Origin of the sequence: Anaeromyxobacter oryzisoli (genome assembly GCF_022690765.1) — a bacterium.
GTDB lineage: Bacteria > Myxococcota > Myxococcia > Myxococcales > Anaeromyxobacteraceae > Anaeromyxobacter > Anaeromyxobacter oryzisoli.
In genome coordinates this window covers 1-22,935 of the sequence record NZ_JALCZA010000075.1, presented here as the reverse complement: position 1 = coordinate 22,935, position 22,935 = coordinate 1, and the positions used below count along the sequence as shown (strand labels likewise).

Annotated in this window: 19 protein-coding genes; 11 read left to right on the top strand and 8 right to left on the bottom strand. The window is 73.3% G+C overall.

The window, feature by feature from the left end:
- From ispF to cysS, 3 genes are all read left to right on the top strand, one after another.
- Positions 1-821, top strand: an 821-nt coding sequence (gene ispF / locus MNZ27_RS18665; protein ID WP_242395608.1) for a 2-C-methyl-D-erythritol 2,4-cyclodiphosphate synthase, incomplete at its 5' end; no start/stop codon positions are given.
- Positions 818-1,432, top strand: a complete 615-nt coding sequence (locus tag MNZ27_RS18660) for a hypothetical protein (protein WP_242395607.1) — start codon at positions 818-820, stop codon at positions 1,430-1,432. The genes ispF and MNZ27_RS18660, both read left to right, overlap by 4 nt.
- A gap of 29 nt (positions 1,433-1,461) precedes the next feature.
- Positions 1,462-2,910 (top strand): cysteine--tRNA ligase, encoded by a 1,449-nt coding sequence (gene cysS, locus MNZ27_RS18655; RefSeq protein WP_242395606.1) that lies wholly within the window; start codon positions 1,462-1,464, stop codon positions 2,908-2,910.
- Between the two features lie 54 nt (positions 2,911-2,964).
- On the opposite strand, the gene MNZ27_RS18650 is transcribed toward cysS, so the two are convergent.
- The 3 genes from MNZ27_RS18650 to MNZ27_RS18640 form a co-directional block, all read right to left on the bottom strand.
- Positions 2,965-3,159 carry a hypothetical protein gene (locus MNZ27_RS18650; RefSeq protein ID WP_242395605.1) on the bottom strand — a complete coding sequence of 65 codons (195 nt, stop codon included), beginning with the start codon at positions 3,157-3,159 and terminating at the stop codon, positions 2,965-2,967.
- A gap of 86 nt (positions 3,160-3,245) precedes the next feature.
- A complete protein-coding gene (locus MNZ27_RS18645) occupies positions 3,246-3,449 on the bottom strand; it encodes a cold-shock protein (protein WP_242395604.1) in 204 nt (67 codons plus the stop codon).
- A 122-nt stretch (positions 3,450-3,571) separates the two neighbouring features.
- Complete coding sequence (locus MNZ27_RS18640) at positions 3,572-4,240, bottom strand: hypothetical protein (RefSeq protein ID WP_242395603.1); 669 nt, start codon at positions 4,238-4,240, stop codon at positions 3,572-3,574.
- 120 nt (positions 4,241-4,360) lie between these two features.
- Here MNZ27_RS18640 and uvrB point away from each other — a divergent pair, with 120 nt between their 5' ends.
- From uvrB to MNZ27_RS18600, 8 genes are all read left to right on the top strand, one after another.
- Positions 4,361-6,460: an excinuclease ABC subunit UvrB gene (gene uvrB, locus MNZ27_RS18635; protein WP_242395602.1), complete on the top strand. Its 2,100-nt coding sequence runs from the start codon at positions 4,361-4,363 to the stop codon at positions 6,458-6,460.
- 83 nt (positions 6,461-6,543) lie between these two features.
- Positions 6,544-8,661 carry an excinuclease ABC subunit UvrC gene (gene uvrC, locus MNZ27_RS18630; protein WP_242395601.1) on the top strand — a complete coding sequence of 706 codons (2,118 nt, stop codon included), beginning with the start codon at positions 6,544-6,546 and terminating at the stop codon, positions 8,659-8,661.
- Between the two features lie 62 nt (positions 8,662-8,723).
- Entirely contained in the window at positions 8,724-9,653 is a 930-nt protein-coding gene (cysK, locus tag MNZ27_RS18625) for a cysteine synthase A (RefSeq protein WP_242395600.1), read from the top strand.
- A complete protein-coding gene (gene epsC / locus MNZ27_RS24090) occupies positions 9,650-10,582 on the top strand; it encodes a serine O-acetyltransferase EpsC (protein WP_242395599.1) in 933 nt (310 codons plus the stop codon). Before cysK ends, epsC begins: the two co-directional genes overlap by 4 nt.
- A 46-nt stretch (positions 10,583-10,628) precedes the next feature.
- Complete coding sequence (locus tag MNZ27_RS18615) at positions 10,629-11,264, top strand: inorganic diphosphatase (protein WP_242395598.1); 636 nt, start codon at positions 10,629-10,631, stop codon at positions 11,262-11,264.
- 65 nt (positions 11,265-11,329) lie between these two features.
- Positions 11,330-11,809: a DUF2721 domain-containing protein gene (locus MNZ27_RS18610; RefSeq protein ID WP_242395597.1), complete on the top strand. Its 480-nt coding sequence runs from the start codon at positions 11,330-11,332 to the stop codon at positions 11,807-11,809.
- Between the two features lie 254 nt (positions 11,810-12,063).
- Positions 12,064-13,899 carry a GspE/PulE family protein gene (locus tag MNZ27_RS24085; protein WP_242395596.1) on the top strand — a complete coding sequence of 612 codons (1,836 nt, stop codon included), beginning with the start codon at positions 12,064-12,066 and terminating at the stop codon, positions 13,897-13,899.
- 223 nt (positions 13,900-14,122) lie between these two features.
- Positions 14,123-15,628 (top strand): AAA family ATPase, encoded by a 1,506-nt coding sequence (locus MNZ27_RS18600; RefSeq protein WP_242395595.1) that lies wholly within the window; start codon positions 14,123-14,125, stop codon positions 15,626-15,628.
- 37 nt (positions 15,629-15,665) lie between these two features.
- On the opposite strand, the gene MNZ27_RS18595 is transcribed toward MNZ27_RS18600, so the two are convergent.
- The 5 genes from MNZ27_RS18595 to MNZ27_RS18575 all read right to left on the bottom strand — a co-directional run bounded on the left by MNZ27_RS18595 (position 15,666) and on the right by MNZ27_RS18575 (position 22,633).
- Positions 15,666-16,463: an inositol monophosphatase family protein gene (locus MNZ27_RS18595; protein ID WP_242395594.1), complete on the bottom strand. Its 798-nt coding sequence runs from the start codon at positions 16,461-16,463 to the stop codon at positions 15,666-15,668.
- 96 nt (positions 16,464-16,559) lie between these two features.
- Positions 16,560-18,080, bottom strand: coding sequence for an acetyl-CoA hydrolase/transferase family protein (locus tag MNZ27_RS18590; RefSeq protein ID WP_242395593.1), 1,521 nt, complete (start codon positions 18,078-18,080; stop codon positions 16,560-16,562).
- 138 nt (positions 18,081-18,218) lie between these two features.
- Positions 18,219-20,825, bottom strand: coding sequence for a 1-acyl-sn-glycerol-3-phosphate acyltransferase (locus MNZ27_RS18585; RefSeq protein WP_242395592.1), 2,607 nt, complete (start codon positions 20,823-20,825; stop codon positions 18,219-18,221).
- Between the two features lie 40 nt (positions 20,826-20,865).
- Positions 20,866-21,624, bottom strand: coding sequence for a HEAT repeat domain-containing protein (locus tag MNZ27_RS18580; RefSeq protein ID WP_242395591.1), 759 nt, complete (start codon positions 21,622-21,624; stop codon positions 20,866-20,868).
- A 46-nt stretch (positions 21,625-21,670) separates the two neighbouring features.
- The gene (locus tag MNZ27_RS18575) at positions 21,671-22,633 is read right to left on the bottom strand and encodes a DnaJ C-terminal domain-containing protein (RefSeq protein WP_242395590.1); all 963 of its coding nucleotides are present in this window, start codon (positions 22,631-22,633) and stop codon (positions 21,671-21,673) included.
- Positions 22,634-22,935: the final 302 nt, after the last annotated feature.

Here is a 22,935-nt window from a genome sequence, read left to right as displayed (position 1 = left end):
TGGCGGCCCGCGTGGCGGAGGCGGCCGCCCGGGACGGCGCCGCGCTCGCGGCGCTCCCGGCGACCGACACGGTGAAGCGCGCGGCGGGCACCACGCCGCCGCGCGTCGCCGAGACGCTGGATCGCCGCACGCTGTGGCTCGCGCAGACGCCCCAGGGCTTCCGGCGCGAGCTGCTCCTCGCCGCCTACGCGGCCGCCGGGACGGGCGCGAGCGCCGCGACCGACGAGTGCGCGCTCGTCGAGCGGATGGGCGCGCCGGTGACGCTCGTCCCCGGCGAGACGGGCAACTTCAAGATCACCGGCCCGGAGGACGTGGCGCGCGCCCGGGCCATCCTCGAGGCCCCCGTGGCCGTGGGGGTCGGCTACGACACGCACCGCTTCGCCCCCGGCCGGCGGCTGGTGCTCGGCGGGGTCGAGTTCGAGGGGGACGGCCTCCTCGGCCACTCCGACGCCGACGTGTGCGCCCACGCCATCGGGGACGCGATCCTCGGCGCGGCCGGCCTCGGCGATCTCGGGCGCCACTTCCCGGACACCGACCCGCGCTGGAAGGGCGTCTCGTCGCTCGCGCTGCTGCGGGAGATCGCGCGCAAGGCGTCCGAGCGCGGCTGGAGCGTCGGGAACTGCGACGTCACCCTCGCCGCGCGCCGGCCGAAGGTGGCGCCGCGCGCGGAGGAGATGCGGGCGCGGCTCGCGGAGGCCCTCGGGATCTCGCCCGCGCAGGTCAACGTGAAGGCGACGACGGGCGAGGGGATGGGGTTCGTCGGGCGCGAGGAGGGCATCGCGGCGCACGCGACCGCGCTGCTCGTGAGGACGGCGCGGTGACCGGGCCGCGCCGCACCGAGGACGCGTTCTTCGCGGGCGAGCCGGCGTCGGCGGGGCCTGCGCCCCTGCCGCCGCGGCGCCGCGAGTCGCCGCTCCTGCGCCGCTCGCCGGTGCTCGCGGCGGTGGTGCTCGCCGCCGCCGGCTGGCTCCTCGCCCTGCTCCGGGCCGACGTCGCGTACTTCTTCGCGCCGGGCGCGGCCATCGACCTCGGCGGCCCGGGGGCCTACCGGCTCGAGGCGGCGCGGGAGAACCGGCTCGCCCAGATCCGGGGCGAGCTCGTGGACGCCGTCTCGGTCACCGAGACCCGCAGCGGTGCGGTCCGCACCGTGGGGCGCCTCGCCGGGACGAACCTGCTCGTGGACCGGCCGGGGCGCGGCGGCCCGCCGGTGTTCGAGGGCCGGCTCCTCCCCGCCGCGGCGCGCGCGGACTACGGCGAGGTCGTCGCCGCCATGCGGGCCCGCGGCGGCGCGGCGCTCGGCGAGCGCTGGCTCGTCCTGCGCGACGGCGAGCGGCCCCGGACGCGCTGGCCGCCCGTCCTCGGCGCGGCGATCCTCCTCCTCGTGGCGGCCGTGAACCTCCGCGCGCTGCTGCGGCACCTCCTCTCCCGCTGAAGGCACCTTCCGCGAACGAAGGCGACGCGATGAGCATCCAGATCCACGACACCCTCACCAACACCCGCCGGGAGCTCGTGCCGCTCGAGCCCGGCAAGCTCCGGGTCTACGTCTGCGGCCCGACGGTCTACGACTACGCGCACCTCGGCCACGCCCGGTGCTACGTGGTGTGGGACGTCGCGGTCCGGCACCTCCGCGCCCACGGGCTCGAGGTGAAGTTCGTCCGGAACTTCACGGACGTGGACGACAAGATCATCCGCCGGGCGAACGAGCGCGGGGAGGATCCCATCGCCCTCGCGGCGCGGTTCGCCGAGGCGTTCCTCGAGGACATGGACGCGCTCGGGAACCTCCGCCCCGACGTGCAGCCGCGGGTCTCCGAGCACGTCCCGGAGATCGTGGCCCTCATCGAGACGCTCGTCGCGAAGGGCTTCGCCTACGCCCCCGGCAACGGCGACGTCTACTACTCCGTCCGGAAGTTCCCGGAGTACGGCCGGCTCTCGAAGCGGAACCTGGACGACCTGATAGCCGGGGCGCGGGTCGAGCCGGGCGAGGCGAAGCGGGACCCCCTCGACTTCGCGCTCTGGAAGGCGGCGAAGCCCGGCGAGCCGGCCTGGGAGTCACCGTGGGGGAAGGGGCGGCCCGGGTGGCACATCGAGTGCTCGGCGATGACGCTGAAGCACCTCGGCCCGACCATCGACCTGCACGCCGGGGGCAAGGATCTCGTGTTCCCGCACCACACCAACGAGATCGCGCAGTCGGTCGCCGCGACGGGCGACGGCGTCCACGCGGAGTGCTTCGCGCGGTACTGGATGCACAACGGCTTCGTCCAGATCGACGACGAGAAGATGTCGAAGTCGCTCGGCAACTTCTTCACGGTGCGCGACGTGCTCGCGAAGTTCGACCCGGAGGGGCTCCGGCTCTTCCTCCTCGGCACGCACTACCGGCGGGACTTCAACTTCTCGGATCCGGTCCTGGCCGAGGCGGAGCGCCGGCTGGGCTCGCTCTACGAGACCCTCGACAAGGCCGACCGGCTCGGCGCCGGCGCGTCGCCCGCCGGGCGCGGCGGCGCGCTGGTGGAGCGGGCCCGCGCCGCGCTCGACGACGATCTCAACACCCCGCAGGTGCTGGGGCTGCTCGCCGAGGCGTTCACCGCCGCGAACGCGATCGCCGATCGGAAGGGGAAGAAGACGCAGGACGACCGGGCGGAGCTCGCCGCCTTCGCCCGCGACGCGCGGGAGGTCGGGCGCACGCTCGGGATCCTGCAGCGGCACCCGGCGGAGGCGCTCCTCGCCATCCGCGGGAAGGCGGCCGCCCGGCGCGGGATCGATCCGGCGGCGGTGGAGGCGCGCATCGCGGAACGCGCCGCGGCGCGGGCGGCCAGGGACTTCGCGCGGTCGGACGCGATCCGCGACGCGCTCCTCGCCCAGGGCGTCGCCCTCATGGACGGGCCGCAGGGGACGACCTGGAAGGTGGAGTGAGACAGGAATGACGGCGCGCGGCCCGCCCGGGAGGGCGGTGCCGCGTCGGCGGCATCACTCGTCGTCGAGCTTCGGCTGCGGGCCGGGGATGATGCCGGCGATGTCCGGATCCACGCCGGGGGCCACCGGCGTCTTGGAGCGCTCGGCCTTCTCGCGCTTCCGCAGCTCCTTCTTCTCGCCCTTCTTCTGCCGGTACTCGCGGCGGGCCGCCTCCTTCTGCCGCTTCGTTGCTCCGGGATTGAAAGCCATGATCTTCCTCCGGTGAGGGTCCAGGGATCTGGAACGCAAAGGCCCGGCCTTTCGGCCGGGCCCGAACGACGCGGAGAAAGCGCCCGTTACACCGGGCGGACGTTCGCCGCCTGGAGCCCCTTCGGGCCCTTCTTCACCTCGAACTCGACCCGCTGCCCCTCCTGCAGGGAGCGGAAGCCCTCGGTCTGGATCGCGGTGTGGTGGACGAACACGTCCTCGCCGCCGCCGTCCTGGGAGATGAAGCCAAAGCCCTTCGCGTCATTGAACCACTTCACGGTACCACTCGCCATCTGCGCACTTCCTTCTTGTAAACGGCCGGGACGAACTGTCCCGCCGGACCCGGCCATTCCTTTGGCGAGCCGGGCGTGAAAGTAGTCGGGCGTAGTGAAAAAGTCGAGGGTGAATCAGGGGGCTAGCGCCAGGCCGCATCGCCGGGGGACGGGCAGGCGGCCGTGAAGCAGTTGGCGGCGTCCGTCACCTTCACGTGCCCCGGCGCGTTGCTGCCCCCGTAGCACCAGATGGCCGCCTTCGTGGCCGTGAGCGCCGTCCCGTTCGTCCGGCACAGGCAATTTCCGCACTGGAGTCCGGACTCGAAGGGCTGGCCGTCCGGCGCCCACGCGGCGGCGGCGAGCCGGGCCTCGTCGACCGTGAGCGAGTCGAGCGGCAGGCAGTCGTAGTAGGTCTGCCCGAGCCCGTTCGGGTGCGGGGTCTGGCAGACGGTGTTGTTGCTGCATGCCCGGGTCGCGCCGGGGGAGCACGCGCACACGCCGTTCGAGCAGATCTCCTGCTCGGAGCAGGTCTTCCCGCACCCTCCGCAGTTCGCCGCGTCGCTGCGCAGATTCACGCACCGCGTCGTGCCGGAGCACTCCGTCGCGCCCGGGTCGCAGACGCACGCGCCCGCCGAGCAGGTGCCGAGCCCGCAGGAGACGCCGCACGCGCCGCAGTGCGAGGCGTCGGACTGGAGGTCCACGCAGACGCCGCCGCAGGCGGTCTCGCCGGTGAGGCAGGTCGTCGCGGCGCCGCAGGCGGCGAGCGCGAACGAGGCGAGGCAGACGACGGCGGCGCGGATCGATCGGTGCAAGGCGGACCTCCCGGCGGCGAATCCTACTCCGGTCGCGGCCGGGCGGGCGGCCGGCGCGCGGGAGAGGGGGCGGGCGGGAGCCGTGAACGGATCGCGCCGCGCCGCTACAATCGTCCCCCGATGGCCTTCGACCTCCAGAGCGCGTTCCAGCCCACCGGCGATCAGCCGCGCGCCATCGCCGAGCTGGCCGAGGGGCTCCGGCGCCGCGACCGGCACCAGGTGCTCCTCGGCGTCACGGGCTCGGGGAAGACCTTCACGATCGCGAACGTGGTCGCGGACGTGAAGCGGCCGACCCTGGTCATCGCGCACAACAAGACGCTCGCGGCCCAGCTCTACGGAGAGTTCAAGGAGCTCTTCCCGTCCGCCGCGGTCCACTACTTCGTCAGCTACTACGACTACTACCAGCCGGAGGCCTACGTCCCGTCCACGGATACCTACATCGAGAAGGACTCGTCCATCAACGACGAGATCGACCGGATGCGCCACGCGGCGACGCACGCGCTCCTCACCCGGAACGACGTGCTCATCGTCGCGTCGGTGTCCTGCATCTACGGCCTGGGCACCGCCGAGGCGTACTACGGCCTCCTGCAGCAGATCGAGCGGGGGCAGGAGTTCCTGCGCGACCGCTTCATCCGCTCCCTCATCGACATCCAGTACGAGCGGAACGACCTCGACTTCCACCGCGGCACCTTCCGGGTCCGCGGCGACACCATCGAGGTGTTCCCGCCGTACGAGGAGGATCGCGCCGTCCGGATCGAGTTCTTCGGCGACACGGTCGAGTCGATCCACGAGTTCGACCCGCTCCGCGGCCTCACCCTCGCGGAGCTCGACAAGGTCGCGATCTTCCCGAACAGCCACTACGTGTCCGCGCCGGAGACGCGCGCCCGCGCCATGACGGGGATCCGGGAGGAGCTCCGGGAGCGGCTCGGGGAGCTCCGCGCCGCGAACAAGCTCCTCGAGGCGCAGCGGCTCGAGCAGCGGACGATGTTCGACCTCGAGATGCTCGAGCAGATGGGGGTGTGCCCGGGCGTCGAGAACTACTCCCGGTGGCTCTCCGGTAGGAAGGCGGGCGATCCGCCGCCGTGCCTCCTCGACTACTTCCCGAAGGACTTCCTCCTCGTCATCGACGAGTCGCACCAGACGGTGCCGCAGATCGGCGCGATGTACCGCGGCGATCGCTCGCGCAAGGAGACGCTCGTCGAGTACGGCTTCCGGCTCCCGTCGGCGCTCGACAACCGGCCGCTCAAGTTCGAGGAGTTCGAGCGGATCGTGGGCCAGGCGATCTACGTGTCCGCCACCCCCGCCGAGTACGAGCTCCAGCAGGCGCAGGGCGTGGTGGTCGAGCAGATCATCCGCCCGACCGGGCTCACCGACCCGGAGGTGGAGGTCCGGCCGGTGGGCTCGCAGGTGGACGATCTCCTCGGCGAGGTCCGCAAGCGGGCCGAGGCCGGCGAGCGGGTCCTGGTGACCACGCTCACCAAGCGGATGGCGGAGGACCTCACCGAGTACTTCACCGACGTCGGCGTCCGGTGCCGCTACCTGCACTCCGACATCGAGACGCTCGAGCGGAGCGCCCTCATCCGCGACCTGCGCAGGGGAGTGTTCGACGTCCTCATCGGCATCAACCTGCTCCGCGAGGGGCTCGACATCCCCGAGGTGTCGCTCGTCGGCGTGCTCGACGCGGACAAGGAGGGGTTCCTCCGGTCCGCCGTGTCGCTCATCCAGACCATCGGCCGCGCCGCGCGCAACGTGCACGGCCGGGTGATCCTCTACGCCGACCACGTGACCGACTCGATGCGCCAGGCGCTCGACGAGACCGACCGTCGCCGCGAGATCCAGCGCCGCTACAACGCCGAGCACGGGATCACCCCGCAGACGGTGAAGCGGAACATCAGCGACCTGCAGATGGCGGCGGTCGAGGCGGACTACCTGACGGTGCCCATGGCCGCCGAGGAGGGGGCGGACTACGACCCCGCGCGCCTGCCGGAGATCCTCGCCGCGCTGGAGGCGGACATGAAGGAGGCCGCGCGGGCGCTCGACTTCGAGAAGGCGGCGGAGCTCCGCGACCGGATCCTGGCCCTGAAGGACGTCCAGCTCGGGCTCCCGGCCAAGGCGGCCGGGATGAAGGGCGTCCTCGGGAGCGGGGCGGTGGCGAACGCGGCGGCGATGGGGAAGCTGCGCGGCGCTCGCCGTCCGCAGCAGCGCCGGCGCCGGCGCTGAGGGCCGGCCGTCCGCCGCTGGGCCGCGCCCCTCCTCGCAGGGGGTGAATCGCAGGCCGTTTCGGGCTAAGTCCTACCGCCGGGATGGACGACGCCCTCCGCCAGAAGCTCGACGCGCTCCCGCCGGAGCCCGGCTGCTACCTCATGAAGGACCGGGCCGGCGAGGTCGTCTACGTCGGCAAGGCCTCGAGCCTGCGCTCGCGGGTCCGCTCGTACTTCGACGCAAGCCGCGGGGACGATCGCGCGTTCGTCGCGCTGCTCGACGACCTCCTCGGCGACCTCGAGGTGATCGTCACCCGCTCCGAGAAGGAGGCGGTCCTCCTCGAGAACGAGCTCATCAAGCGGTACCGGCCGCGGTTCAACGTCCGGCTCCGGGACGACAAGGACTTCATCGTCCTCCGCCTCGACGGGCGGCATCCGTACCCGCGGCTCGAGGTCCGCCGCGCGCGCGAGCCCCGGCGGCCGGACGCGCGCTACTTCGGGCCGTACTCCTCGGCCTCGTCGATCCGCGAGACGCTCCGCCTGGTGAACCGGTACTTCCAGCTCCGCACCTGCTCGGATCACGTCTTCGCGCACCGGCGCCGGCCCTGCATCCTGTACCAGATCCACCGCTGCCCCGGACCGTGCGTGTACGACGTGCCGCGGGAGGAGTACCAGCGCTCGGTCGAGGACGCGGTCGAGTTCCTCGAGGGGCGCGAGAGCGAGCTCGTCCCCCGGCTCCGGGCGCGCATGGAGCAGGCGGCGGAGGCGCTCCGGTTCGAGGACGCGGCGCGGCTGCGCGACCAGGTCCAGGCGGTGGAGCGGAGCCTCGAGAAGCAGCGGGTCCTCATGAGCGACCGGGCCGACCGGGACGTGATCGGGCTCTACCGCGAGGGGCCGGACCTCGTGGTCCAGGTGCTCGCCATGCGCGCCGGCAAGCTCCAGGACTCGCAGAGCTACCCGTTCCGCGGGCAGGAGTTCCCGGAGGCCGAGATCCTCTCCTCGTTCCTCTCGCTCTACTACGAGCAGACCCCGGCGCCGGACGAGGTGCTCGTCCCCATCGAGCCCACCGAGGCCGACGCCCTCGCCGACGTCCTCTCGGAGCGGCGCTCCCGCCGGGTGCGGCTCCTCACCCCTCAGCGCGGCGCCAAGGCCGATCTCCTCGACGTCGCCGCCCGGAACGCCGAGCAGAGCTTCCGGTCCTGGCAGGAGAAGGACGAGCGGCGCGAGCAGGCCCTGGCCGCGCTCGTGCGCGCGCTCCACCTCGCGCACCCCCCGCGCTGGATGGAGTGCTACGACATCTCGACGTTCCAGGGGGCGCTCGCGGTCGGCTCGGGCGTCTCGATGAAGGACGGCGAGCCGGACAAGGCGAACTACCGCCGGTACAAGGTCAAGGGCGTGGCCGGCCAGGACGACTTCGCGATGCTGTACGAGGTCGTCACGCGGCGGCTCCGGCGGGCGATGGCCGAGGGGCAGTTCCCGGACCTGATCGTCATCGACGGCGGCAAGGGGCAGCTCAACGCGGCCCTCGCCGCCGCCAAGGACCTCGGCGTCCCCACCCGGCCGTCGCCGGGCAACGTGGGCGCGCCGTTCGTCGAGCTGTGCGGCCTCGCCAAGAGCCGGCTCCTCGACGCGGCCGCGCTCGGCACCACGCGCGTGATCGGGCGGCGAGGCCGCCGGCCGGCCGGCGGCGAGGGCGCAGCCGGGCGGCTCGCCGACGCCGCGGACGCCGCCGAGAAGGGGTTCGTGTCCGAGCTCGCCCGCAGCCCGGAGCGCGTCTTCCTGCCCGGGCGGAAGGATCCCGTGGTCCTCCGGCAGAACTCGGCCGAGCTGTTCCTGCTCGCGCGCCTCCGCGACGAGGCGCACCGCTTCGCGATCACCTTCCATCGCAAGCTCCGCCGCGAGCGGAACTTCCAGAGCGTGCTCGAGGAGATCCCGGGCATCGGCGCGGGGCGGAAGAAGACGCTCCTGCGCCACTTCGGCGCGCTGAAGCGCGTCAAGGAGGCGACGGTCGAGGAGCTCGCGGAGGTGGAGGGCTTCGGGCCGAAGCAGGCGGCGGCGGTGCACGCGTTCTTCCACCGTCCCGAGGCGGGCGCGTCGGCCCCGGACGGGGCGGGCGGCGGAGCGGCGGCGGAGCCGGCGGACGGGGAGGAGGCGGCCGCGCTGGCGACGGAGGCGGAGATCGACGCCGCGCTCGCGGAGGACGACGCGAACTCCGCGTAGCGAACCGGCGATCGTGGACTTAATCGGTCCCGCATCTGATAGTCTCACGGCCGGGAGGCCCCATGCGGATCGCGGACGACATCACGAAGCTCATCGGAAACACCCCCCTCGTGCGGCTCAACCGCGTGCTCGACGGGGCGAAGGCCACGGTCGCGGCGAAGCTCGAGAGCGCGAACCCCGCCGGCAGCGTGAAGGATCGGATCGGCGTCTCGATGATCGAGGCGGCGGAGCGGGACGGGAAGATCCGGAAGGACACCATCCTGCTCGAGCCGACCTCCGGGAACACCGGCATCGGCCTCGCCTTCACCGCGGCGGCGAAGGGGTACAAGCTGGTGCTCCTCATGCCGGAGACGATGAGCGTCGAGCGCCGCAAGCTGCTCGCCGCGTTCGGCGCGGAGCTCATCCTCACCCCCGGGGCCGAGGGCATGCAGGGCGCCGTGAAGCGCGCCGAGGACATGGCGGCGCGGGACGAGCGGTACCTGCTGCTCCAGCAGTTCGAGAACCCGGCGAACCCGGAGATCCACCGGAAGACCACCGCCGAGGAGATCTGGCGCGACACGGACGGCAAGGTGGACATCGTCGTGTGCGCCACCGGCACCGGCGGCACCGTGACCGGCGTGGGCCAGGTGCTCAAGTCGCGGAAGCCGGGGGTGCGCATCGTCGCCGCGGAGCCGAAGGACTCGGCGGTGCTCTCGGGCGGCAAGCCCGGCCCGCACAAGATCCAGGGCTGGGGCCCCGGCTTCGTCCCGAAGGTCCTGGACCGGAGCGTCATCGACGAGATCGTGACGGTGTCGAACGAGGACGCCGGGGCGATGGCGAGGCGGCTGTGCCGCGAGGAGGGGATCCTCTCCGGCATGTCCGACGGCGGCGTGATCTGGGCGGCGCGCGAGGTCGCGCGCCGGCGCGAGAACGAGGGGAAGCTCATCGTGGCGGTGGTGCCGGACACGGGCGAGCGGTACCTGTCCACCTGGCTCTGGGAGGATCAGAAGTGAGCGACGCGAAGAGGGTGCCAGCGGTCGATCAGGTCGCGCTCGCGCCGGTGGTCGAGGCGCTCTGCCGCGGGCCGACGGGCACGCTCTCCGGGGCGGGGGGGCGGGTGACGCTCCCGTCGCGCGAGGCGGTCATCCGGATCGTCGAGGATCTCCGCGCGGTGCTCTTCCCGGGCTACTTCGGCACGAACGACCTGAACGACGAGAGCCTGCACTACTTCGTCGGCGCGACCCTCGCCCGCGCCATGCGCTCCCTCGAGCAGCAGGTGCGGCGCGGCCTGGCCTTCACCGAGCGGCACGACGTGTACAGCTGCACGCACTGCTTCGAGGCCGCGGAGGCGGTGACGAAGGCGTTCCTCGCGAAGCTCCCGGAGGTCCGCCGCCTCGTCCACTCCGACGTGGAGGCCGCGTACGAGGGCGACCCCGCCCTGAAGAGCCGCGACGAGGCGATCTTCGCCTACCCGGGGATGTTCGCGGTGACGAACCAGCGGATCGCCCACGAGCTGCACGTCCTCGGCGTGCCGCTCATCCCGCGGATCATCACCGAGCACGCGCACACGCTCACCGGGATCGACATCCACCCCGGCGCGCGGATCGGCGAGAAGCTCTTCATCGACCACGGGACCGGCGTCGTCGTCGGGGAGACGTCGATCATCGGCAAGAACGTCCGCATCTACCAAGGCGTCACCCTCGGCGCGAAGAGCTTCCCGCTCGATCAGAACGGGAACCCCATCAAGGGGATCGATCGGCATCCGATCGTCGAGGACGACGTCGTGATCTACGCCGGCGCGACCATCCTCGGCCGGATCACCATCGGGAAGGGCTCGTCCGTCGGCGGGAACGTGTGGCTGATGCGGAGCGTCCCGCCCGGCAGCCGCGTCACCCAGGCCGAGGCCAGCGAGCTGCAATTCGCCCACGGCGCCGGCATCTAGCCGGCGGCCCGAGCGGCCCCGCTCCGACGGACTCGAGAGGACACGCGTGGCGACGAACCCCTGGCACGACGTCGAGCTGCCCCGGTACATGGAGGACCCGATCCCGGCGATCATCGAGATCCCCACCGGCTCCAAGGTGAAGTACGAGCTGGACAAGACGACGGGGCTCCTGCTCGTGGACCGGATCCTCTTCTCGGCGGTCCACTACCCGGCCAACTACGGCTTCGTCCCGCGGACGTACTGCGACGACGGCGATCCGCTCGACATCCTCGTCCTCTGCCAGGAGCCGATCCAGCCGCTCGCGATCATGCGGGCGAAGGTGATCGGCGTGATGCCGATGCGGGACGACAAGGGCGAGGACGACAAGCTCATCGCCGTCCACGCGGACGACCCGAGCTACGCCGACTACTCGGACGTGTCGGAGATCGCCCCGCATCGGCTCCGCGAGCTGCAGCGGTTCTTCCAGGACTACAAGAAGCTCGAGAACAAGAAGGTGCTGGTGTCGGCGCCCCAGGGGCGGTCGCCGGCGCTCGAGGTGCTCCGGGAGGCGATCAAGCTGTACGACCGCGAGCGCGATCGGCTGCGGGGGAGCCCCGCCGGCGTCGAGGGGGCCGCGCTGCCGGCGCACCGCCCGGCCGCGCGCCGGCGGGCCGCGGCGCGCGAGAAGGCGCGCAAGCGGTAGGGCGCCCGGCGGGACCTTCGCGGCGGCGCCCGGCCTCCCGCGCCGGCGGGCGTTAGATCGGCGCCATGAACGCGATCCAGCAGATCGGCGCCGCCGTCACGCCCGCGGTGATGGTCTCCGCCTGCGGCCTCATCGCCCTCGGGCTCGACAACCAGGCGGCCCGGATGTCCGCGCGGCTCCGCGAGCTCGCCCGCGAGTGGCGCGAGCTGCCGGCGGACACGGCCCGTCGCGCGCTCGTCCGCTCGCAGATCGAGGTCCTCGATCGGCGCCACGGGCTCTACTCCCGCGCGCTGCTCCTCAACTACGGCGCGCTGTTCGCGTTCGTGGTCACCTCGCTCGCCTGGCTCGCGCAGGGGCTCTGGTCGGTGCCGCCGGGGTTCCCGCTCGCGACGTTCGCCTTCGGCGTCGCGATGCTCGCCGCGATGGCGGTCCTCGTCATCGCCTCGGTGAACCTGTCGCGGACCGCGCTCCAGGCCGAGGCCGCCGAGATCCTCCGCGGCGCCGTGCCGCCGGCGGGGGAGCGCGCCGCCGCGCTCGGTCGGTGAAGGGTGCGGATCGACGCGTCTGCGCTGCTCGCCCTTCGACTCCGGCGCGCTGCGCGCGCCGGAGCCTGTCCTGAGCGGCGCTGCCGCAGACAGCGGAGTCGAAGGACTCAGGGCGAACGGAGCCGTTCGGCTCGAGCGTGGCGCCGCCGGCGGAGGCGCGGAGGCGGAGGGCGAACGGCGCGCCGATCCACCCACACCGTGCGCCGGGCGCGCGGCTTCTTGCCCGCCTCCCGGGGGAGTAGACTCCGCGTGCCGTGCCCAGGACCTATCGCGCCACCGACTACACCCTCGAGTTCGTCGCAAGCCTCCTCGCCCGCGAGGGCCTCCTCACCGAGGACGCGAGGCGCACCGCGCTCGCCCGCGAGGGCGCGCAGCGCGCCCGGATCCTCCGCGACTCCGCGAGCCGCGACGGCGGCCGGTCCCTGCGAAGGGCGGAGGTCTCGCCGGTCGAGGTGCTCGCGTCCTTCGAGTTCCCGGACCCGCGCCGCGAAGGGGAGCGGGTGGACGAGGACAAGGCCACCCACGCCGTCGCGGCGGGCGTCGGGCTCGCCTACCGCAAGATCGACCCGCTGAAGCTCGACGCGCAGCTCATCACGCGCACGCTGTCGCGCCCGTTCGCGCGCCGGCACGCGGTGCTCCCCCTCGAGCGTCGAAACGGCGCCCTGGTGGTCGCCGCGGCGAACCCGTTCGACCGGGAGCTGTTCGAGAACCTCCGCGGGCTCACCGGCGCCGAGATCGAGCCGGTCCTCGCGTCGCCGTCGGACATCCACCGCGCCATCGCGGAGGTGTACGGCTTCCGGCAGCAGATCTCCGAGGCGAAGGTCCAGCTCGAGGGCGGCGCCGCGGGGCCCGACACCGCGAACCTCGAGCAGTTCGTGAACCTCTCCGGGATCGACGCGCTCGAGGCGTCGTCGGAGCCGGTGGTCGCCGCGGTGGAGTACCTCCTGCACTACGCATTCGAGCAGCGCGCGAGCGACATCCACATCGAGCCGCGCCGGGAGGAGTCGATCATCCGCATGCGGATCGACGGCGTGCTCCACCCGGTCCACCGCATCCCCAAGACCGTGCACGGCGCCATCGCCAACCGGTTCAAGATCATGAGCCGGCTGGACATCGCGGCCAAGCGGCCGCAGGACGGGCGCATCCGCACCGCCCGCGGCGACGCCGAGATGGAGCTGCGCGTCTCGACGATCCCCACCGCCTTCGGCGACAAGATCGTGATCCGGGTCCTCGACCCGACCGTGCTCGTCCGCGACCTGTCCGAGCTCGGCTTCCTCCCCGACGAGCGGGACGCGTTCGAGCGCTGGCTGATGCGGCCGCACGGCCTGGTGGTGGTGACGGGGCCGACCGGCTCGGGCAAGACCACCACGCTCTACTCGGCGCTGCAGGCGCTCACCTCGCCGGAGGTGAACGTGGTGACCATCGAGGACCCGATCGAGATGGTGCACGAGGAGTTCAACCAGATCGCGGCGAACCCGAAGACCGGGACGAGCTTCGCCGAGGCGCTCCGGCACGTCCTCCGCCAGGATCCCGACGTCATCATGGTCGGCGAGATCCGCGACGGCGAGACGGCCACCCAGGCGGTCCAGGCCGCGCTCACCGGGCACATGGTGCTCACGACGCTCCACACGAGCGACTCGGTGAGCGCCGTCGCCCGCCTCCGCGACCTCGGGGTCCCGAGCTTCCTCGTCGCCGCGACGCTCACCGGCGTGGTGGCGCAGCGGCTCGTCCGGCAGGTCTGTCCGGCCTGCGCCGCGGACGTGCCGCTCACCGCGGACGAGGTCGCCGCGCTCGGCGTCCCGCACCCCGAGGACCACGCGGGCGAGCTCCTCGCCCGCCGCGGTCAGGGGTGCCCGAAGTGCCGACACACCGGCTACTACGGGCGCAGCGGCATCTTCGAGGTGCTCCCGGTGAACGCGCGCCTCCGTCACCTGGTGGCCGAGGGGGCCACCCCCGAGGTGCTGCAGCGGACGGCGCGCCAGGACGGGCTCCGGTCGCTCCGCGAGCACGCGGTCCGGAAGGTCGCGGCCGGGGTCACCTCGTTCGAGGAGGCGATGCGCGCCACCGCCGACGTGGAGGGCACGCCGTGAGGGCGGAGCGTGGACGGCGGCGCGAGGCGGCACGAACCGTGGAGGAGGAGGGGGCCCCGCGCAGCGGGGGAGGGGCGGAGCCCCTCGGCGCGGGGATCGCGCGCGAGGCGGCGGAGGCCGCCGCGCGCGATCACGGGCCCCGCGTAGCAGGGGTGGGGCCCCGCGGCCCTTCGACAGGCTCAGGGCGGCGGCGCGAGGCGGCACGCACCGTGGAGATCACCCGATGAACGTCTCCGCCGAGATCGCCGAGCTCTGGTCGGCCGGGACGCCGATCGTCTACGTCGTCACCCCGGAGGAGGACCGCGCCGTGGCCGCGTGCGAGGCGGCCGCGGCGGCGTTCGACGCCCGCGTCGGCGTCTGGTCGTCGCAGCGGGGGCTCGATCCGCAGGCGCCGTCGGCGAAGGACCCGCTGGCGCTGCTCGACGCGCTCGCCCGCGCTCCGGCGCCGTTCCTCGCCGTCGCCCTCGACCTCCACCTCGCGCTCGAGGCCCCGGCGGTCGCGCGCAGGCTCCGCGATCTCGTCCCGCGGCTCGCGGCCGAGGGGCGCTGCCTCGCGATCGTCGCGCCGCGGGTCGCGATCCCGGACGGCCTGCACGGCGACGTCGCGGTGATCCGCCTGCCGCTCCCGGACGACGCGGAGCTGGCCGCGCTGCTCGAGGTGGTCCAGACGGGGCTGGCGCACCCGGCCCGGCCGGCGCCGCTCTCCGCCGTGGTCCGCCACCGGGCGCTCGTGGCGGCGCGCGGCCTCACCGAGACCCAGGCGCGCCGCGCGTTCACCCGGGCGCTGCGGCGCGACCCGGCGCTGGGCCCCGACGCCATCGGCGCCATCGCGGCCGAGAAGAAGCGGCTCCTCGCGTCGGATCTCGGGCTCGAGCTCGTGGACGCGCCGGAGCGGCCGGAGGACCTCGGCGGCCTCGCGTCGTTCAAGGCGTGGATGGAGGAGCGGGCCCTGGCGTTCGACCCGGACGCGTCGCGCTACGGGCTGCCGCCGCCGCGCGGCGTGCTGCTCGTCGGCGTGCAGGGCTGCGGGAAGTCCCTCGCCGCCAAGGCCGCCGCCGCCCGGCTCGCCGTCCCCATCCTGCGCCTCGACCTGCCGCGCGTCCTCGGCGCGCGGGCCGGCGCGGAGGAGGGGCTCGCCCGCGCCCTCGAGGCGGCGGAGGCCCTGGCGCCGGTGGCGCTCTGGGTGGACGAGATCGAGAAGGGCTTTGCGGGGAGCGCCCCGTCGGAGGGCGGCGATCCCCGGGCCGCGCGCGTGCTCGGCGCGTTCTCGACCTGGCTCCAGGAGCGGCGCGGGCCGGTCTTCGTGGTCGCGACGGCCAACGACGTCTCGCGGCTCCCGCCGGAGCTGCTCCGGCGCGGCCGGTTCGACGAGCTGTTCTTCGTGGACCTGCCCGACCTCGAGGCGCGCCGGGAGATCCTCGCGCTGCACCTCCGGCGGCGCGGGCGGGACCCGGGCGCGGTGGACGTCCCGTCGATCGCGGAGCTCTGCCTCGACTACTCCGGCGCGGAGCTGGAGCAGGTGGTCGTCGGGGCGCTCCACCGGGCCTACGCGCAGCGGCGCGAGCTCGACACGGCGGATCTCCGCCGCGTCGCGCAGGACGTGGTGCCGCTCTTCAAGACCTACGAGGAGCAGATCAAGGCGCTGCGGGAGTGGGCGCGCGGGCGGGCCCGCGTCGCCGGGCGCCCGGGCGCGGTCGTGGATCTGTTCCGGCGCGTGCAGCAGGGGTGATTGCCCGGCCGCGGCGCGGCGGCCGGACACCTGCCCATCAGCGCCCGGCGAGGATCCCGAGCACGTGCTCGTGGACCTCCCCGTTCGACGCCACGCAGCTCCCGGAGCCGAGGGTGGTCTCCCCCTCGAGCCCCGTGAACCGGCCCCCCGCCTCCTCGACGAGCACCGGGAGCGGGCCGAGATCCCAGAGCTGGACGCCGGCCTCGACCCACGCCTCCGCCTGCCCCTTGATCACCAGGGCGCAGCCGGCCAGGTCGCCGTAGCAGCGCGCGGCCTGCGCGGCGAGGGCGAGGGCGGCGATCCGCTCCAGCATCGGCGGCCGGAAGAGGACGTGCGGCTCGCCGTAGGAGAGGGTCGCGTCGGCCCAGTTGGAGATCCCCGAGACGTGGCAGCGCGTGGGCGCGCCGTCCCCCGTGCGCAGCCAGCAGCCCAGCCCGCGCGCCGCCCAGTAGACCTCGCCGAGCGCCGGGAGCGCCATGGCGCCCGCCACGATCCGCCCCTCGTGCTCGCAGCCCACGAGCGGGCCCCAGAAGCCGCGCCCGCGGGTGAAGCCCTTCGTCCCGTCGATGGGGTCCACGATCCAGCGGGTGCGGCTCCCGCCGGCGCCGGCGTGGGCGCCGGTCTCCTCGCCGAGGAAGGCGTGATCCGGGAACGCCTCCCGGATCACCGCGTGGATCGCCGCCTCGGCGTCGCGATCCGCCTGCGTGACGGGGGTCCGGTCCGGCTTCACCTCGACGCGGACGCCGCGCCGGAAGTGGGCGAGGCTCGCCGCGGTCGCGGCCTCGGCGGCGCGCCGCGCGGTGTCCATCGCCTTCTTCAAGTCCAGCTCGTGCATGTGCGGAGCATAAGCGCGCGCCGGCCGCCCGCCTGCAAACAAAAAACGGCCGCCCCGGAGGGCGGCCGCCTTGGACCTCGGGTGCGCGGAGCGTGGCTAGCCCTTCGGCCGCATGTCCCCGGTCTTGAGGTACCGCGTGTGGAACCCGAACGCCTCCTCGAAGATGTGCGGCGACTGCCGGCCGGCGCTCGGGTGAGCGTACGCGCGCTTGAAGTAGTCCCACAGGAGCGGGCGGTACTCGGGCGCGGCGGCCTTCTCGATGATCTCCTTGGCGCGCTGCTTCGGGCTCTTGCCCCGGAGGTCGGCGAAGCCGTACTCGGTCACGATGCCCATCGTGTCGTGCTCGGTGTGGTCGATGTGCGACGCGAACGGGACGATCGCCGAGATCTTCCCGTCCTTGGCGGTCGCCGGGGACATGAAGATCGTGTACGCCGCGTTGCGGGCGAAGTCGGCCGACCCGCCGATGCCGTTCTCGATCCCCTTGCCCGCGATGTGCGTCGAGTTCACGTGGCCGTAGATGTCGGCCTCGACGAACCCGTTCATCGCGATGCAGCCGATGCGGCGGATGACCTCCGGGTGGTTCGACACGTCCTGGGGCCGGAGGATGATCTGCTTCCGGTACCGCTCGATGTTCTTGTTGAAGCGGACCTGGCCGTCCGGGGAGACCGAGAACGCCGTCGCCGACGCGACCTTGAGCTTGCCGGAGTCGAGGAGGTCCAGCATGCCGTCCTGGATCACCTCGGTGTAGCTCGTCATGTTCTCGAACGGGCCCTGGTTCAGGCCGACGAGCACCGCGTTCGCGATGTTCCCCACGCCCGACTGGAGCGGGAGGAGGCTCTTCGGCATCCGGCCCGCCTTCACCTCGGCGTCGAAGAAGTCGAGGATGTGCCCCGCGATCTTCATGTGCACTTCGGCCGGGGCCTTGAAGGGCGCGTTGCGGTCGGCGTTGTTCGTGACGACCACCGCGGCGACCTTGTTGACGTCGATCTTCAGATAAGGCGAGCCGATGCGATCGTCGGCCTTCACGATCGGGATGGGCGTGCGCTCACCGTGGCGCCCGGTGACGCCGTAGACGTCGTGCATCCCCTCGAGCCGCTCGTCCTGCCACTCGTTCACCTCGAGGATGTACTTCTCGGCGACGTCGAAGTAGGCGGTGTTCGCGCCGACCGAGGAGCTGAAGACGAGCGAGCCGTCCTCGCGGATCTTCGTCACCTCGATGATGGCGTAGTCCATCTTGCCGTAGTAGCCGTACCGGACCAGCGAGCCGGCGTGGCTGAGGTGCATGTCCTGGTACTCGACGATGCCCGCGTTGATCTTCTCGCGGAGCACCGCGTCACCCTGGTACGGGAAGCGGAAGCTGATCGCCTCCGTGAGCCCCATCGCCTGATCCAGCTCGGGGCCGGTGGACGCGCCGGTGAGCGCCTGGACCTTGAAGGGCTTGCCCCTCATGCGCTCCTCGATGGCGCGCTTCGCGAGGGCGATCGGCACGGCCTTCGGGTAGCCGGCGCCGGTGAAGCCGGACATCCCGAGGATGGCGCCGTTGGGGATCATCGCGGCGGCCTCTTCGGCGGTCATCACCTTCGCCTTGAGACCCTTGTGCAGAATGCGGTTCGACATGCGTTCAGCCTCCGTGGGTGACGATCTGCTGAGACGGATAGCGCGGGTGCGGCTCGCGACTGGAGCAGCACACGGTGCTGCGCGGGAGCGGCGAGATTAGCGCGGCGCGGGGGGCGTGGGGAAGGGGCGGCAGCAATCTCACACAGCAAGAAGCGGAGCGATTCCGTCCATGATGCCGCGGAGTTCCGCGACATCGCCCTCGCACCGCAGGTGGAGCTTGCCCGCTCGCTCCGCCAAAATCCCCTGTCCAACCATCCACTCCACGGCGTTGTCCAGGGTGGCCTTGGAGAGCGATTCGCGGAGCGCGATCTGGCCCGAGAGGAAGGCGCCGCGCCCGCGCTCGAGGGCCTCGCGGACGAGCGCCCGGCGATCGACGCCGCCCCGCTGCCGCGGCGCGTCTGGCCCGAGGAGCGTGGCGGCGGTGACGGCGGCCAGGCGGTAGGCCTCGAGATAGGCGCGGACGAACTCGGCGAGGAAGGCGAGCAGGTCGGGGGCCGCGCCCGGGCGCAACCCGTCGCGGTCCGCGTCCGGCGCGACCGCCCCCACCTGGACGAGGAACGCGACGTTCTCGTCGAAGATCTCCTCATGGGTGGCGCCGACCCGGTACATGAACTCGAGCTTGAACAGGCGCGAGAGCCACTTCGCGCGGTCGCGGATCGCGTCGCGCGGCGCGCCGGCCTCGCCCGCCGCGCGGACCGCCGCGGCGACCAGCGCCGGCGCGACGAAGCGGTGGATCACGGCGTTCCGGTGGTAGTCGAGGAACGGGCGCTTCTCGTCCACCACCTGGTAGATGGTGTCGCCCGCCGCGACCTCCACGCGCACGAAGCCGCCGGCAGCCAGGCGGCGGACCGCGTCGGCGATGGCGCCTGGCTGCCGCGGGTCCGACGGCGCCCCCGCGAGGTCGCGCGCGAAGCGCGCGCCCCCCTCGGCGGCCGCGTAGCGGAGCAGCTCCACCCGGCGCCCCACCTCCGCCGCGCCGATCCCGCGCCGGACGTGGGAGAGCAGGGCGGCCGCGACGAGCCCGACCGGGGTGATGGTCACCGCCCGGCTGATCCCGTACGCGATCCGGTTCGCGAGCGCCTGGACGAGCTGGCGCTTCGCCTCGGCCGGCGCGTCCCGCGAGCCGGGCGCGAGGAGCGCCGTCGAGGAGCGCTCCGCCTCGCCGCCCCACGCGGCGTCCACCGGGAGCGAGCCCCCGCGCGCGCCGAGCCGCTCCCGCACGACCCGGTCGAGCGAGATCGGCTCCTCGAACTGTACGTACATCCGCTCGTACCGGCGGAAGAGCACCTTCGCGGCGCCGAGGAGCCCGCGCAGGCTCTCCTTCTCCTTCTCGGCGCCCGCGAGCTCGCGGGCGTAGCTCGACGCCTCGATGAGCCGCTCGTAGTCGATGGCGATCGGGACGAACACGACGTCGTCCGCGGCCCCGTCGAGCCACGCGTCGACCTCCATCGAGACGAGCCCGGTCTTCGGGGGGAGCAGCTTGCCGGTCCGGCTCCGGCCGCCCTCCACGTAGAACTCCTGCGGGAAGCGGTCGCGCAGGAGGTGCTTCACGTAGGCGCGGAGGACGGCGGTGTAGACGCGGTCGCCCTTCACCTTGCGCCGGATGAAGAACGCGCCGCCCTTGCGGGCGAGCGGCCCGAACGGCCAGAAGGCGAGGTTGATCCCGGCCGCCACGTGCGGCGGGGTCATGCCGTTCTCGTAGAGGAGCCACGGCAGGACGAGGTAGTCCACGTGGCTCTTGTGGCTCGGGCAGAGGACGATCGGCGCGTCCGCCGCGGCCCGCTTCACGCGCGCGAGCCCCTCCTCGTCCACCTCCACGCTCGTGTAGAGGCGGCCGAAGAGCCGCGCGAGCAGCGGCCGGAGGAGCTGCACGAACGTCGGATCGTAGCGGCTGGCGATCTCCTTCAGGTCGCGCTCCGCCTCGGCGAGCGCCGCCGCCGGCGCGCGGTGCTCGTCGCGGCAGACCTGGTCGAGCGCGGCGCGCAGCGACCGGTCGCGCAGCACCTTCTCGCGCACGCGCGACGGGGCCTTGAGGGGCGGCCCCACCGCGGTGCGGAACTCGCGGGCCAGGTGCTGGTGGAGGGCGCCGCGGAGCTTGCGGGCCATCGAGGCGTCGGCCTCGGCGGCATGATCGACGAGGAACGCCTTCAGGTCCGCGGCGCGCCCGACGTCGAAGAACGCCCGCCGGAAGCTCCGCAGGAACGCGACGGCGTTCGCGAAGGCGTTCGGCGCCTCGGGCGAGCCGAAGAGCACGTCCCACACCGACGGCTTGAGCTTCTGGGCCCGCCGGCTCCACACGAGCAGCACCGGGACCAGGTAGACCGGCTGGAACAGCCCGCGCTGGAGCCGTACGAGGGCCGCGAACGGATCCTTCTCCGCGGGGCCGCGCCCCAGGAACACGAGCGTGGACTGGCCGGAGCCGACCGCCTCCTCGAAGGCGCGGCGGGTGCGGCGGACGCGGGCGAGCCACCCGAACGGCCCCGGGAAGCCCTGGGCGGCGCGGAGCGGCGGGAGCCCGGCCCGGCGGAGGAACCACCTCAGGTAGAGGAAGTTGAGGAGCCCCGGCGACCGCATCACGAAGACGAGGCTCCCGCGCGCCGCGAGGTCGCGCAGCGTGCGGTCGGCGTCGCGCGTCACCTTCACCGGCGCGAACCAGCGGCCGAGCAGGCCGCCGCGGGCGGGCGGGGCGGGCGAGCCGGCGGCGGCCTGGTCCTGCGCCGGGTGCGGGTCCGGGGAGCCGTTCACGGCCGGAGTGTAGCGCGGGGATCCGGGGCGGCGCGCGCGATCACGCCCGCTTCTTCACGTGCCCCTCGCGGTCGAGGAAGTACGGCTCGATGAGGAGGGGCTCGACGCTGGGGCGAAACCCCTTCACGTCGGCCCCGAGGCGGACGAGCGCCTCGAGGACCTCCCCGCGGACCCGGGCGTTGTCGCGGTCGCGCAGCAGGAGCTGGATCAGCGCCGCGCGCCCGGACTCGGACGGGCCGAGCCCGGCGAGCGCGCGGGCCGCGCCGATCCGGACGTCGTCCGAGAAGTCCTCGAGGAGCGGGAGCAGCGCGGCCTCGACCTCCGCGGAGCGCGCGTCGGGGTGGTGCTGCTCCAGCCAGGCGAGGAGGACGAGCTTCTTCTCGGGATCGCGGGTGTAGCCGCGCGCGAGCCGCGCGAGCTCCTTCGTGACGACCGCGACCACCTTGGCGGGCGGGGCGATCTCGGCGAGCGCGCGCAGCCCCCACGCGATCCCGCTCTCACGCTCGCGGATGAACCCCTCGAGCGGGCCGATCGCGGCGTCGCCCGCGTCCACGAGCAGTCGGCGGGCGGCCTCCTTCTCCTCGTCGTCGGTGATGCCGGGCTCGGTGCGGACGGTGAACCGGAGGCACAGCGTCGAGAGCGCCCCGGGGGTGCCCATCCCGCCGAGCTGTTCGATGACCTTCTGCCGGTTCTCGGGCGGGCCGTACTTCTCGGTGAGCTTCTTCGCGAGCTTGCGGAGGTGGTTCGCCTCCCGCTCGTCCCTCGACCCGAACAGCCCGAACAGCCCGAACAGTCCCATCCCGAGCTCCGCTCCTCTCCGGCCGTGGCGCGCCGGGGGACTTTATCTACAACGAGATGCTTGCCCGCGGATCGCCCTTGTACAGATCGGCGAGCGGCTTCACCGCCTTCTCGAGCGCCGGTCCCCCGGGTGGGAGGACCACCTGCACGACCGCGTACAGGTCGCCCCGCGGGCCACCCTTGAGATCCGGGATCCCCTTCCCGCGGAGCCGGAGCTGCATCCCGCTCTGGGCGCCCTCCGGCACCCGGAGCACCACCGGCCCCTCGAACGTCGGCAGCCGCACCTCCGCGCCGCGGACCGCCTCGGGGACGGTGACGGGGAGGTCGAGGTAGAGATCCCGTCCCTGCCGGCGGACGAGCGGGTGCTCGCGGATCCGGATGGTGAGGTAGAGGTCTCCCGCGGGGCCGCCGTGCTGGCCGCGCCCGCCCTGGCCCGCGAGGCGGATCTGCGACCCATCGTCCACGCCCGCGGGGATCTTCACGCGCAGCGTGCGCCCGTCGATCCGGACGTCGCGCTCGCCGCCGGCCACGGCGTCGCGCAGGTCCACGGAGATCTCGGCCTCGGTGTGGACGCCCTGCGCCGGGATGGGCCCGCGCCGCGCGCGGGCCGCGCCGCGGGCGCGCCCCCCGAAGATCTCCCCGAAGATCGAGCCGAAGTCGAAGGCGCCGAAGTCGCCGACGTTCACGGTGGAGTAGTCGCCGAAGTCGAAGGGCATCCCGCCCTGCGGCGCCCCCTGGCTGCGCCAGCGCCGGTACTCCTCGGCGCGCTTCTCGTCGAAGCCCGAGCGGAGCGAGTCGGCGCCGAACTCGTCGTACAGCTTCCGGCGCCGGTCGTCGGACAGGACCTCGAAGGCGGCGGTGACCTCCTTGAACTTCTCCTCCGCCGCCTTGTTCCCGGGGTTCACGTCGGGGTGGTACTTCTTCGCGAGCTTGCGATACGCGCGCTTCAGCTCGTCGGCGGAGGCGGTCCGGGGGACGCCCAGGATCTCGTACAGGTCGCGCTCGGGCACGCGGGGAAACGTAACGCTCCGGGGCGATCCGTCAATCGCGGACCGCCACGGAGGGGACGCGCGCGGAACCTGCCGCGACGAAAAGCTCGGGTGACTACAATGGGGTCCATGGTGCTCCTCGCGCTCGCGATCCTCCTCGCCGGCGGCCCCGGCCCCGGCGCCGCTCCCGGCGGGTGGTGACCCTCACGCGGCTCCAGGCCGAGGCGCGCGTCGCCCTGGTGGCGCGGGGCGCGGTCGCCGCGGCCTACCAGCCGCTCGACGGCGCGGCGCTGCGGGCGGGGCTCGCATGGCTCCTCGACGAG